This is a genomic window from Dactylosporangium aurantiacum (genome assembly GCF_000716715.1).
Taxonomy (GTDB): Bacteria; Actinomycetota; Actinomycetes; order Mycobacteriales; family Micromonosporaceae; genus Dactylosporangium; species Dactylosporangium aurantiacum.
Window position 1 is genome coordinate 98,549 of the sequence record NZ_JNYJ01000038.1, and the last position, 12,051, is coordinate 110,599.

The following is a 12,051-nucleotide window of genomic DNA, read 5'->3' on the forward strand; positions in this document are numbered from 1 at the left end:
CTCACACCAGCTGAAGCCGGCCCGCGGCGGCCGGATCAGGCGGACTTGCGGGCCTTCGCCGGGGTGGCCTTCTTCGCCGGTGCCGCCTTCTTCGCCGCCGTGGTAGTCTTCTTCGCCGCGGTCCGCTTGATCGGCGTCGCCTCGGCGACCTCGTCCTCGCTGTCGTGCTTCGCGGCCGACGCCGTCTTCTTCGCCGCGGTGGTCTTCTTCGCGGCCGGCTTCGCCGGCGCGGTCTCGCCGCGGGCCGCCTTGGCCCGCTCCACCGACGCCCGCAGCGCCGCCATCAGGTCGACCGCCGCGGCCGGCGCCTCCTCGGTCTCCTCCGGCTGCACGACCTCCCGGCCGGCCACCTTGGCGTCGATGACCTCCTGCAACGCCTCGCGGTAGTTGTCGGTGTACGTCGCCGGGTCGAAGTCCGCCGCCATCGACTCGATCAGCGAACCGGCCATCGCCAGCTCCGCCGGGCGAGCCGACACGTCCTCGTCGAGGATGTCGAACTTCGCCGCCCGGATCTCGTCGGGCCACAGCATCGTGTTGAGGACCAGCACGTCCTCGCGGACCCGCAGCGTCGCCAGCTGCTCGCGCTGCCGCAGCGCCACCTTCACGATCGCGACCCGCTCCGTGTTGGTGAGCGCGTCGCGCAGCAGCGCGTACGGCTTGGCCGCCGTCTTGTCCGGCTCCAGGTAGTACGCCTTGTTGTAAAGGATCGGGTCGACCTGCTCGGCCGGCACGAACTCCAGCACCTCGATCGCCCGGCTGGTGGTCAGCGGCAGGTCGGCGAAGTCCTCGTCGGTGAGGATCACCATCTCGCCGCCGCCGAGGTCGTACCCCTTGGCGATGTCGTCGTAGCTGACCTCCTCGCCGTCGATCGAGCAGACCCGCTTGTACTTGATCCGGCCCCCGTCGTCGCGGTGGACCTGGTGGAAGCGGATGTCCTTCTCCTCCGTCGCCGAGTACAGGCGGACGGCGATCGACACGAGCCCGAAGGAGACCGCGCCTTTCCAGATCGCGCGCATTGGGATCCTTTCCGCAGCGTGTTGACCTCCGACACCCAGAATCGCATCGTTTCGACCGCCACGCGAGGAAGTCCGCGGCGAACTATCGTGTGGTGATGGGGACCGGCCCGCCGGCACCGATGCTCGCCTCGACCGGCCCGCTGCCATCCGGGCCGGGCTGGGCGTATGAGTTCAAGTGGGACGGCATCCGCGCGATCGCCGTGATCAGCGGCGGCGAGACCCGTCTCTACGCGCGCAGCGGCGTCGAGGTGACCGCCGCCTATCCCGAGCTCGCCACGATCGGCGAAGGGCTCGACGACACCGTCCTCGACGGCGAGGTCGTCACCATGGACGAGGCCGGCCGCCCGTCGTTCCAGCTGCTCGCCGAGCGGATGCACGTGCGCGAGCCGGCCCGCGCCGCCCGCCTCGCCGTCGCGCTGCCCGTGTCCTACCTCGCCTTCGACGTGCTGCGCAGCTCGGGCAGGCCGCTGCTTTCGATGCCGTACACCGGCCGCCGCGACATTCTCGAAGGGCTGCGGCTGGGCCCCCGGGCCGTCATCCCGCCCTCCTTCGACGACGGGCCCGCGACCGTCACGGCCAGCCGCGACAACGCCCTGGAAGGAGTCGTCGCCAAGCGGACCGGCTCGCCCTACCAGCCGGGCCTGCGCTCGGCGGACTGGGTGAAGGTCAAGCTGGAGGAGAGCTGCGAGTTCGTCGTCGGCGGCTGGCGGCCGGGCAAGCGGGCCCTCGGCGCCCTGCTGGTCGGCGTCCCGGTCGCCGCCGGCCTGGAGTTCCGCGGCCGGGTCGGCGGCGGCATCTCCGGCGCTGCCGAGCGCGCCCTGCTCGACGCGCTGCGCGACCTGACGACCGGGCGGTCACCGTTCGCCGGCACCGTGCCGCGCGAGGACGCCCGCGGCGCCGTCTGGGTCGAGCCCAGGCTGGTCGTCGAGGTCAAGTTCAGCCACCGTACCCGCGACGGCCGGCTGCGCTTCCCCCGCTTCCTGCGCATCCGGCCCGACCTGACCCCCGCGGACGTGACCGATGCCTGACCGGATCCGGGTCGACGTCGAGGGCCGCCACCTCGACCTGACCAACCTCGACAAGGTCCTCTACCCGCAGGTCGGCTTCACCAAGGGCGAGGTCATCGACTACTACACCCGCATCTCCCCGGTGCTCCTGCCGCACCTGGCCGGGCGGCCGCTGACCCGGATCCGGTTCCCCAACGGCGTGGAGGGCAACAGCTTCTTCGAGAAGAACGCGCCCGCCGGCACCCCCGGCTGGGTCCGCACGGTCCGGCTGCCGGTGCCCGGGTCCAGCCGCGGCCGGGAGACCATCGACTTCATCGTGGTCGAGGAGCTCGCCACCCTGGTCTGGCTGGCCAACCTCGCCTCGCTGGAGCTGCACACCCCGCAGTGGCGGGTCTCCGACGACGGCGAGGCGCTCGACCCCGACCAGCTCGTCGTGGACCTCGACCCGGGCCCGCCCGCGGGCCTGCCCGCCTGCTACGAGGTCGCGCTGCTGATCCGGGACCGGCTCGCCGAGGACGGGCTGGAGCTGCGGCCGAAGACCTCCGGCCGCAAGGGCATGCAGCTGGTCGCGGAGCTGCCCGGCGACGAGACCGCCGACGAGATCAGCGCCTACGTCAAGGACGTCGCCGAGGAGCTGTCCCGCCGGCGGCCCGACCTGATCGTGGCGAAGATGGCCAGGCAGCTGCGCCCCGGCAAGGTGTTCATCGACTGGAGCCAGAACAACGCGTTCAAGACGACGGTCGCGCCCTACTCGCTGCGCGCCGGCGCGCTGCCGACCGTGTCCGCGCCGCTGACCTGGGAGGAGGTCGAGGAAGGGGTGCTGACCATCGCCGACCTCACGTCCTCGGTGGTGCTGTCCCGGGCGCTCGACGCCTAGCCCACGGCCCGGTGGGCACTGGCGGCGCGACGGTGTCGGTGGTGCCGCCGTAGCGGTCGGTGAGGCTCGTCCCGTTGGTGCCGAGCCGCACCTGGTGGTCGAGGCACGGGTGGATGTGGCCGGAGCTCTCGGCCTCGGCGGAGTGCACGTCGAGCATCACCGTGGCCGGCCTTCCACTCCAGCGGCAGCTGGGTCGAGATCGGCACCCGGACGATGTTGATCCCGCGGTCGGCCATCGTCTTGGTGATCTCGGTGATGTCGGCGCTCCACAGGCCGTGGAAGACGCGCTCGGTGGCGTTGAAGCCGAACCAGCTGGTGCCGGTTGGCCAGACCTCGTTGCCCTGGGCGTCGACGACCCTGTTGCCGGCGGTGTGCAGCCGGTCCGGGGTGTCGGCGGCGGCCGGACCGGGCGGGACGAACGGGGCGGGGGGCACGAGCGACGCGGCCGCGGCGGCGGCCAGCAGTCCCCGGCGAAACCCAGGCGCATGGAGCGGTCCTTCCAGACGGCGGTCCAGAACGGCGACCGGGAGCGCCCCCGACGCGGTGGCGGCGCGCGTGGGAGCGCTCCCGGTGACCGGTAGCGTAGGCATGCGGTCAGCGCCGCGAAACAATGGCGAACATCGTTGGCACCTTTGTCCCGCGACGCGCAGGGACCCACGCAAGGAGGTCCCGGCAATGACCACCGTCCTCGTCGCCGACGACAACAGCGTGGTCCGGGCGGTCGTGCGGGACATGCTCGACGGCGCCGGCGACCTGGCCGTCATCGGCGAGGCGGCCAACGGCGCCGAGGCGCTGCGGCTGGCCCGGCTGCACCGCCCGGACGTGACGCTGCTGGACCACCGCATGCCGGTCCGCGACGGCCTGTCCGTCGTCGGGGCGATCAGCGCACACAGCCGGGTGCTGATGCTGACCCGCAGCGCCGACGACCGCACGGTCCTGGACGCGGTGCGCTCGGGCGCCATCGGTTTCCTGGTGCACGGCCAGTTCGGCCCGGCGGAGCTGCTGCACGCGGTCCGCGCGGTGGCCGGCGGCGAGTCGCACCTGTCGCCGAGCGCCGCACGGGTGCTGGTCTCGGCGGTGCGGGCGGCGCCGCCCAGGCACGGGCTGTCGCAGCGGGAGGCGGAGGTGATGGACCTGATCGCCCGCGGACTGTCCAATAGGGACATCGCGGCGACCCTGGTCCTTTCATCGAAGACGGTCGAGAACCATGTGAACAGGATCTTCGCCAAGCTCGGCACGACGAGCCGCGCCGGTGCCATCCAGCGGTGGCGGCGGGGCTGAACGCCGGCCGCCGCACCCGGTTCCGGGTGGGCCGGCACCCAAATTCGCTGGGTGCGGCCCGCGCGGCGACGTGGGCGAACCCACCCGACACACCTATCGCAAGTTTCGAGAAGCGTTGCCATCCGTCCTGCCCCGTGGTGTCGTGGCGGCATGCGGGTCCTGGTCATCAGCTCCACCGGCAACAGCCTCGCCGAGCTGTTGCGCCCCTGCGCCGCGGCGCTCGACGTACGCCCGCTGCTGCACGTGCTCAACGGCGGGCCGGTCGACGCCGATCTCGTCGTGCTGCACACGCACGCGCCGATCCGCGAGCTGACCGCGCTCGCCACGCTGCCGCCGCCGCGGCCGCCGGTGCTCGTCGTGGCCTACGCGGTGGTGCCCGGCGACGTGGTGCCGATCCTGCGGGCGGGCGCGCGCAGCCTGCTGGTGGAGGGGCAGTACACCCGCGCCGACCTGCTGGACGCGGCGCTGGCCACCGCCGACGGCCACAGCCGGATGTCGCCGGTGCCGCTGTCGGTGGTGGTCGACCACGTGCAGCACCGCGCCACCGACCGGTCGCCGGCCCTGCTGCACCAGCCGCTGACCCGCCGCGAGCACGAGATCATGGAGCTGATCGCGGCGGGCGAGCCCAACGCGGCGATCGCGGTGCGCCTGGACCTGGCCGAGAAGACGGTCCGCAACCGGGTCAGCCAGATCTACCTGAAGCTGCGGGTCAACAACCGCACCGAGGCGATCGTGCAGTGGCTCAGCCGCACCGAACGCCGTTCAGGGTGAACACGGTCGGCGCGGGGTTGGCGCCCTGCCAGGTGCCCTGCAGCCCGAACGTGAGCGTCGCGCCCGGCGCCAGCTTCGGCGTGACCCCGCCGTCCTCGACGACGACCGACGCGCCGGTCTGCGTGGCGATCGCGCCCCAGTAGCTGATCAGCTTCTGACCGGAGGAGTACTCGAACCGCAGCGACCAGCCGTCGATCGCCTTCGTGCCGCTGTTGGTGACCACGACATCGGCGACGAATCCTGGATTCCACTCGTTGCGCTTCGAGTAGCGCACCTTGCAGGTGTTCGCGGCGTCGGTACCGCTGGATCCTCCGACGCCCGGAATGCCTGCGGCGGGCGGCGGGCTGGACGAGGTGGGCGCCGCGGTCTTCGGCGGCCTCGAAGCGGCCGGTGCGACCGTCGGCCCCGACGCCGGGGGCGGGACGGCGGCCGCGGAACCCGCCGGCGCCTGCGCCGTCATCAGCGACCGGCCGGGTCCGGCGGACGGCACGGCGAGCTGGTCGCGGGGCGGCTCGGCGGCGCCGCTGAACGGCAGGATCAGCGCCACCGGCAGGGCGGCCGCGGCCGTGCCGACGAGCAGCCGCAGCCGGCGCGACGGCGGCGCGCCCACCGGCGCCGGCTCGGCCGGCACCGTCGCGGTGACCCGCGTGCCGGCGCCGGGGCGGGACCAGACGGTCAGCGCCCCGCCGCACAGCCGGGCCCGCTCCGTCATCCCGACCAGGCCGTGGCTGCCGGCGTGGTGCAGCCGGCCCAGCTCGTCGGGGACGGTGAAGCCGTCGCCGTCGTCACGGACCTCCAGGGTCACCTCGCCGCCGGCCCGGGTCAGGGTGACCGCGACGAGCTCGGCGCGGGCGTGGGCGGCGACGTTGCGCAGCGCCTCACGGAGGATCCAGCACAGCTCGATGCCGACCTCGGGCGCGGCGTCGACGTCGGTGTTGTGCAGGATGACCCCGACGCCGCTGGTCACCGACCACTCCTGGCCGATGGCGGCGACCAGGTCCGCGAGGGGGGCGTCGGCCGGGTTGGACCGCAGCTCGTCGATGAGCACACGGGCGTCGCGGGCCGCGTCGAGCGTCCCGTCGCGCAGCGTGGCGGCGAGCCGGCTGGCCCGGTCCGGCTCGGCGAGGGTGTCGGGCAGGGCGGCCGCGCCGAGGGCGATCGCGTCGAGGGTCTTGCTCAGCGAGTCGTGCATCTCCCTGGCGAGCCTGGCCCGCTCCGCCGCCGCGGCGGCGGCCCGGGCCTCGACCCGCAGCCGCTCGCCCCGGGACGCCCACGCCCGCCGGATCCGCAGCGCCAGCACGGGCAGCAGCCCGGCGGCGGCGACCACCCCGAGCACGACGAGCGGGTGCGGCCCGGCCACCGCGCCGCTGCCGCCGGTGGTGCCGCTGCCGGTGGTGCCGCTGCCGGTGGTGCCGCTGCCGGTGCCCGGGTGCAGCCACCACAGCAGCGCGGCCGCCGGCAGCCAGATCGCCGCCGCGGCCGGGCCGAGCAGGGTGCCCGCGAGGGCGGCGGCCGCCGCCAGGGGAACGACGGCCAGTGCTCCCGGAAGGGCACCGGTCAGTCCCACCCCCGCGATGGTCGCTCCCGTGGCGGCGAGGAGCGAGATGACCGCACGAAGACGCACAGAGTCACGCATGGTGCGACGAGTATCACTCGCCGCCGGTCGGGGCCGCTACTGTGCCGGCCGCCCTTCGCGCCGCCGGTGTGCCGGCCGCTTTCGCGCCGCCGGTGCCGCGGGTCAGGCGCCGGATCCGCCCGCTGTGGTGCCGGCGGGCAGCTGCCGCTCCAGGTCGGCCGCCGGCACCGGCCCGGAGAAGTGCCGTCCCTGCGCTTTCTCGCAGCCCAGCAGCGTCAGCTCGCGCGCCTGCGACTCGTCCTCGACGCCCTCGGCGACGGTGTCCAGGTGCAGCATCTGCCCGAGGCGCAGCACCGCCTGCGCGACCGCCGAGCCCTTCGGGGTGCCGTCCAGCTCGGCGACGAAGCAGCTGTCGAGCTTGAGCGCGTCGACCGGCAGCCGGGTCAGGTAGCGCAGTGACGAGTACCCGGTGCCGAAGTCGTCCAGCGCGACCCGGATCCCGGCGGTGGTCAGCGCCTCCAGCTGCGCGATCGAGTCGGCCTCGCCGATGACCGCGCTCTCGGGCACCTCCAGCACCAGGTGGCCGGGGAAGAACCCGGACCGGTCCAGGATCCGCAGCACCTCGGCGGTGAAGCCCTGGTTGTCCAGCTGCCGGGGCGAGACGTTGACGTTCAGCTGCAGCGACGGCACCCGGCGCTGCCACGCCCTGGCCTGCGCGCTGGCCTGTTCCAGCACCCAGCGGCCCAGTTCCTCGATGACCCCGGCGCGCTCGGCGAGCGGCACGAACGTCTCCGGCAGCAGCAGCCCGTGCCGCGGGTGTTCCCAGCGCACGAGCGCCTCCACCCCGGTCACCTCGCGACCGGGCAGCGCGACGATCGGCTGGTACAGCAGCCGCAGCTGCCCCTCGGCGATCGCGCCGCGCAGCTCCTGCTCCAGCGACGGCGCCGCCGCTTCGGTGAGGCCGCGGTCCCAGCACTGCCAGCGGGTGCCGTCGGTGCGCCGTCTCGCCTGGTGCATGGCGAGATCCGCGCGGTGCAGCAGCTCGTCGCCGGTGCACTCGCCGGGCCCGCCGATCGCGACGCCGACGCTCGCCGACGCGCGCAGCGTGTGGTCGCCGAACCGCACCGGCTGCCGCGCCGCCGTCAGGATCCGCCGGGCGACGGCGACGGCGTGGTCGACCCGGCCGATGTCGTGCAGCACCACCGCGAACTCGTCGCCGCCGAGCCGGCCGACGAGGTCGCCGCCGAGCACGCTGCGGCGCACCGTCTCGCCGAACTCGACCAGCAGCCGGTCTCCCGCCTCGTGCCCGAGGGTGTCGTCGACCCGTTTGCCGCCGTCCATGCCGACGAGCAGCACGGCGGTGCTCCGGCCCGTGCGCGCGCCGCGGGCCAGGGCGCGGTCGAGCACCTCGTGCACCTGGGCGCGGTTCGCCAGGCCGGTGAGCTCGTCGGTGACCGCCGGCTCGCGGCTCTCCCGCCGCGCGAGGGCCTGGCGGTGCTGCTCGGCGGCGGCGACCGCGACCAGCCAGAGCGTGGTGCTCCAGCAGCCGAACTGCCAGGCGGTGGGCTCCACCTCGCCGGTGTACGCCCGCAGGTGGCCGAGGTAGCCGTCGCCGGCGGCGAGGACGACCATCGCGGCGGCGACGCAGTTCAGGGCGAGGGCGAGGGCGTACCCGAGCGACATCCACCGCCAGGACCGCCGGGTCCGCCCGTCCGGCCCGTCGCGCCGGGCCGCCAGCAGCGCGCACGCCAGCCCGGCGACGCCGAGGGCGAGCAGGCCGATCCCGGCGGGCAGGCGGATCGGCACCCACCCGGTGCTGGCCGCGCCGAGGATGCCGGCCAGGGTCAGCGCGTACGTGCCGCCGAGCACGCGGAGCGTGGCGGTCCACCGCCGCACCCGCCGGTCGTCTCGCCCCGCGATGGCAACCCACTCCCCTCTGCCCGTCCTTTCGGCCCCGAGGGAGCGTGCCTGAGCGAAACGATCCGGCGGCGAGGCCGGCGAAGGGGCGTCCGGTTGGCTCAGCGAGGACTCTTCGGGTCGCGCGCGTCCGGTCGCGGGCCGGTCGCGGTCACCCGGCCGCGGACCATCGTCGCGGCCAGGCCCACGACGGCGCCGGCGGCGACGAACCAGCCCAGCCGCGTCCAGGGCACCACGGTCCCGAGATCGAGCAGCGCCACGACCGCCGCCCCGGCGCCGGTCCCGACGGCGGCGCCGAGCAACGCCGCCCCGCCGGCGTCCGCGGCACCCCGCCGGGCCGCGTCCAGGCCGCCCTCGGCCTGTCCGACAACCGGTTGGCCGTTCCCGGGCTGCTCGACGAGCGATTGGCCGTTCCCGGGCTGCTCGACGAGCGATTGGCCGTTCCCGGGCTGCTCGACGAGCGGCCGGGCCAGCAGCGCCCCGGCCAGCAGGACCGTCGCGAGCAGCACGAGCAGCGCGGCGGCCGGTGGTGGCGCGGGCCCGATCGGCTCGGCGGCGGCGACGACCTCGGTCCGGGTCCGCACCGTCGCGCCGGCGCCGGCGATCCCGGCCACCTCGCCCCGCGCGCCGGCCACCGGTGTCCCGGCCGCCAGCTTCACGTGCGCCACGCTCGGCCGGGCGTCGCCGAACAGCGCCGGCGCGTCCGACCATGAGACCGTGGCGCCAACGCCGAGGCCGGTGTCCATGGCGATCCCGGTCACCAGCAGCTCGCGCGCGCCGACCGCGGTCGACACCGGGACCCGGTCGCCGACCGCCAGGCCGAGGTCGTCGGCCGTGTGCCGGTCCAGGACGAGCTCGCCCGCGCCGACGTGGTCGACGACCCCGGCGTCCGCCGCGCGCGACAGCAGGAGCCCGGCCGCGCCGTCGTCGTCCCAGGCGACAACCTCCGTCGCGGTCCGCCCGACCCGCGCCGGCCCGGTCACCCCGGCCGCCATCAGGTCGACCGGCCGCAGCAGCTGGAGGCGTTCGACGGTGGCGGCGTCAAGCGGCCCGGTCACCACGAGGTCGCTGCCGAGGGCACGGTCGGCGCGCCGGTGGGCGTCGTCGGACGCGGACGCCTCGACGGTGGCGAGCGCGGCGGCGAGCGCGACGCCGGCGATCAGCACGCTCAGCGCCGAGCGGCGGTGGCGTGCGGGACGCGGTCGCATGCCAGCAGCTTCCGGCCGGACCGCTGTGAACCGCCTGAGCGCACCTGTGAGCGCCCTCAGCGTCCAGAGTCGCGCGAGGCGCTATGACAGCTCGATCGGGGGCTCCATGAGGCGCAGCGCCAGCGGCTTGCGCGGGGCGAACCAGGAGCCCTCCGGCTGCGCGTCCCAGCGGCGGGCGGTGCGGTCCACGCCGATCGGGTAGATCGTCAGCGTGCCGTCGGCGCCGAAGCGCATCCGCAGGAAACCCTTGTAGCCGGTGATGCCCTGGCCGGCGAACAGCTCGTTGACGTTGACCCCGAACCTGGCGGCGATCAGCAGGTACAGGGCGAACAGCTCACCGGCCGCGACGCACGACAGCGGGAAGTACAGCACGATCGCGATCAGCAGCGGCAGGGGCCACGGCTGGTCGACGAACGGCAGGTTGAGCCACGCCCACGTGCCGAGCACGGCGATCCCGACGAATGCGGCGCCGTGCCCCAGACCCAGGATCCAGTGCTTGGGTCTGCGTTTGCCGGCCACCCCGGGCATCGCCAGGAAGTACCCGCTGAGCACGTCGATCGCCACCATCAGGAACGCGGGGATGGTGACGAGCCGCTGCTCCGCGCCGGAGATGACCCGGTCCGCGGCGTTGACGAAGGCGAGCATGGTCAGGGTCTGCAGCACGCCCAGCAGCCCGAGGAACATGGGGTTGCGCCACGGGATGCGCCAGAAGGCGCCGAACGACAGCGCGCGCGACCGGGCCTTGGTCGGGTAGGCGGCCGCGAACTCGAACCACTGCGAAGGGCTGGCGTTGCGCACCAGCGAGCGGCGCGGTGGTACCTCGATCCGTCGCGGCAGCTCGTGCGTCGGGTACAGGTACGCCCCGCCGCCACCGCAGGTGATGAGCTGCCGGTCGGCTCCCTCGTACCGGGCGTAATGGTGCAGGTCGCCGGAGAGCATCAGCTTCACGTCCGCGCCGGTCGGAGCGATCACCGTGCGCACGAAGTAGTCGAGGCTGTCGTAGGCCTTGCGGTCGTCCTGCGCCTCGACCCAGCTCGGCGACGGCGGGCAGATGATCACCTTGTCGCCGGGGCCGAGACGGGCCGCGACCCGGGTGAAGTAGCGCAGCTGCGGGTCGTCGATGTACGCGCCCGCCTGCACGTCGGTGCCGAGGATCCACCACCGGTTGGGCAGCTGGATCGCGAAGTACGACCGCGACTGCCGCGTCTGCCAGCCGCCGATCTTGCCCTCGCCGCCCCGCACGAACAGGCGCAGGAAGGCGGTCAGGCCGTCGTACCAGTCGTGGTTGCCGGGCACCGCGTACATGCGAGGCCGCGGCCCCACGGCGGGCGGGTCGGGCAACGCCGCGCGGAACGGCCCCTTGAACCGGTCCTCGTACTGCTGACCGCTCGCCGTCGGATAGACCTGGTCCCCGCCGAGCACGAGCACCTCGCCGCGGGGCAGCTCGTGCCCCTCCACGCTCAGCGAGGGCTGGGCCAGCAGGTACGCGATCGAGTAGGTGGCGTTGAACCCGTCGCCGGTATCGGCGCAGTAGTCGACCCACAGCTCACCGTCGGGCACCTCCGCGTCGTCTGCGGACAGGTCCCCGGTGTAGCCGGGCGCCTCGCGCATGATCCGGTCCGGCATCGAGTCCTGCAGCTCGCGCTTGTCCAGGTACGCCCCGAACAGGTCGGCCAGCACGACCCGCACCGCGGTGCCGCTGAGCAGCACCGGACTGAGCCACGGCACGGCCCGCCGCGGGGTGAAACCCATCTGGTCCGGGTCCAGCGCGGAGGGCCGGTCACCGACCTGCACCACCGGCTTCTTCGCCTCGGGCATCGGCAGGAGTGGCTCGCCGGGCTCGGCGGTGAGCTCGCCGGGGGCGGCCGGCAGATCGTCGGGGATCACGCGCCGGACGTTACTCGGGAATCCCCTCGCGCGCGCCCCCTGGGCGTGCCGTACACTAGGTCATCGTTGCCGCCTTAGCTCAGTCGGCAGAGCGATTCACTCGTAATGAATAGGTCAACGGTTCGATTCCGTTAGGCGGCTCTGCAAGCCCTACCAGGGCAAACGTGAGGCCCGGGAGATTCTCCCGGGCCTTCGTCGTTGCGCAGCGCCTGTCGCGGATGTGTCATGCCCACCGGCGACCCGCTCCAGCGCCACCTGCACCCGGCCGCCCTGCTGTGGATGTCCGGCCCCGGCGCCGGACAGGTATCGCGGGGCGGACCCTCTGCTGCCGGAGGGGCAGCAGCGCTGCTCAGAGGGCGCGCCGACGACCGAGCGGACGCGGTGGCGGGCAGGCGTAATGCAGCAGCCGGACCTGCGGCGCTGCTCATGTGGGCGACGCGAACCACGCAGGCGGCGCGGACCAGCGGTGCCGCTCATGCAGCGGCAGCCGCTTCGAGCCGCCGGCGCTACT

General features: G+C 74.1%; 9 protein-coding genes, 1 tRNA gene and 1 pseudogene. 5 read left to right on the forward strand and 6 right to left on the reverse strand.

Going from position 1 to position 12,051, the window contains the following annotated elements; all coding sequences use genetic code 11:
- Nucleotides 1–35 precede the first annotated feature (35 nt).
- On the reverse strand, nucleotides 36–1,016 hold the full coding sequence (gene ku, locus OP18_RS35470) for a non-homologous end joining protein Ku (RefSeq protein ID WP_033363499.1): 981 nt from the start codon (nucleotides 1,014–1,016) through the stop codon (nucleotides 36–38).
- 95 nt (nucleotides 1,017–1,111) lie between these two features.
- Here ku and ligD (OP18_RS35475) point away from each other — a divergent pair, with 95 nt between their 5' ends.
- Together ligD (OP18_RS35475) and ligD (OP18_RS35480) are read left to right on the forward strand one after the other, a co-directional pair.
- A complete protein-coding gene (gene ligD / locus OP18_RS35475) occupies nucleotides 1,112–2,044 on the forward strand; it encodes a non-homologous end-joining DNA ligase (RefSeq protein ID WP_033363500.1) in 933 nt (310 codons plus the stop codon).
- Complete coding sequence (ligD, locus tag OP18_RS35480) at nucleotides 2,037–2,900, forward strand: non-homologous end-joining DNA ligase (RefSeq protein WP_063745679.1); 864 nt, start codon at nucleotides 2,037–2,039, stop codon at nucleotides 2,898–2,900. Before ligD (OP18_RS35475) ends, ligD (OP18_RS35480) begins: the two co-directional genes overlap by 8 nt.
- A gap of 106 nt (nucleotides 2,901–3,006) precedes the next feature.
- Here ligD (OP18_RS35480) and OP18_RS61095 read toward each other — a convergent pair.
- Nucleotides 3,007–3,361: pseudogene (locus tag OP18_RS61095) on the reverse strand (cellulase family glycosylhydrolase); the annotation flags it as partial.
- 214 nt (nucleotides 3,362–3,575) lie between these two features.
- Here OP18_RS61095 and OP18_RS35490 point away from each other — a divergent pair.
- Nucleotides 3,576–4,181 carry a response regulator gene (locus tag OP18_RS35490; protein ID WP_033363502.1) on the forward strand — a complete coding sequence of 202 codons (606 nt, stop codon included), beginning with the start codon at nucleotides 3,576–3,578 and terminating at the stop codon, nucleotides 4,179–4,181.
- Between the two features lie 150 nt (nucleotides 4,182–4,331).
- Nucleotides 4,332–4,952 carry a LuxR C-terminal-related transcriptional regulator gene (locus OP18_RS35495; protein WP_033363503.1) on the forward strand — a complete coding sequence of 207 codons (621 nt, stop codon included), beginning with the start codon at nucleotides 4,332–4,334 and terminating at the stop codon, nucleotides 4,950–4,952.
- On the opposite strand, the gene OP18_RS53525 is transcribed toward OP18_RS35495, so the two are convergent.
- The 4 genes from OP18_RS53525 to OP18_RS35515 form a co-directional block, all read right to left on the reverse strand.
- Nucleotides 4,924–6,519 carry a cellulose binding domain-containing protein gene (locus tag OP18_RS53525; protein WP_052387808.1) on the reverse strand — a complete coding sequence of 532 codons (1,596 nt, stop codon included), beginning with the start codon at nucleotides 6,517–6,519 and terminating at the stop codon, nucleotides 4,924–4,926. The two genes, OP18_RS35495 and OP18_RS53525, sit on opposite strands and share 29 nt — an antisense overlap.
- 171 nt (nucleotides 6,520–6,690) lie before the next feature.
- The gene (locus OP18_RS35505) at nucleotides 6,691–8,424 is read right to left on the reverse strand and encodes a putative bifunctional diguanylate cyclase/phosphodiesterase (protein WP_052387809.1); all 1,734 of its coding nucleotides are present in this window, start codon (nucleotides 8,422–8,424) and stop codon (nucleotides 6,691–6,693) included.
- Between the two features lie 122 nt (nucleotides 8,425–8,546).
- Complete coding sequence (locus OP18_RS58840) at nucleotides 8,547–9,653, reverse strand: ABC transporter permease family protein (protein ID WP_162189878.1); 1,107 nt, start codon at nucleotides 9,651–9,653, stop codon at nucleotides 8,547–8,549.
- 81 nt (nucleotides 9,654–9,734) lie between these two features.
- On the reverse strand, nucleotides 9,735–11,471 hold the full coding sequence (locus tag OP18_RS35515) for a metallophosphoesterase family protein (protein WP_033363627.1): 1,737 nt from the start codon (nucleotides 11,469–11,471) through the stop codon (nucleotides 9,735–9,737).
- A gap of 137 nt (nucleotides 11,472–11,608) precedes the next feature.
- Here OP18_RS35515 and OP18_RS35520 point away from each other — a divergent pair.
- Nucleotides 11,609–11,681, forward strand: a tRNA-Thr gene (locus OP18_RS35520).
- The last annotated feature ends 370 nt before the right edge of the window (nucleotides 11,682–12,051 follow it).

Excerpts from the sequence above, each read along its gene's own strand:
- ku (WP_033363499.1), bottom strand. The coding sequence starts at position 1,016 with ATGCGCGCGATCTGGAAAGGCGCGGTCTCCTTCGGGCTCGTGTCGATC.
- ligD (WP_033363500.1), top strand. The coding sequence starts at position 1,112 with ATGGGGACCGGCCCGCCGGCACCGATGCTCGCCTCGACCGGCCCGCTG.
- ligD (WP_063745679.1), top strand. The coding sequence starts at position 2,037 with ATGCCTGACCGGATCCGGGTCGACGTCGAGGGCCGCCACCTCGACCTG.
- OP18_RS35490 (WP_033363502.1), top strand. The coding sequence starts at position 3,576 with ATGACCACCGTCCTCGTCGCCGACGACAACAGCGTGGTCCGGGCGGTC.
- OP18_RS35495 (WP_033363503.1), top strand. The coding sequence starts at position 4,332 with ATGCGGGTCCTGGTCATCAGCTCCACCGGCAACAGCCTCGCCGAGCTG.
- OP18_RS58840 (WP_162189878.1), bottom strand. The coding sequence starts at position 9,653 with ATGCGACCGCGTCCCGCACGCCACCGCCGCTCGGCGCTGAGCGTGCTG.
- OP18_RS35515 (WP_033363627.1), bottom strand. The coding sequence starts at position 11,471 with ATGCCCGAGGCGAAGAAGCCGGTGGTGCAGGTCGGTGACCGGCCCTCC.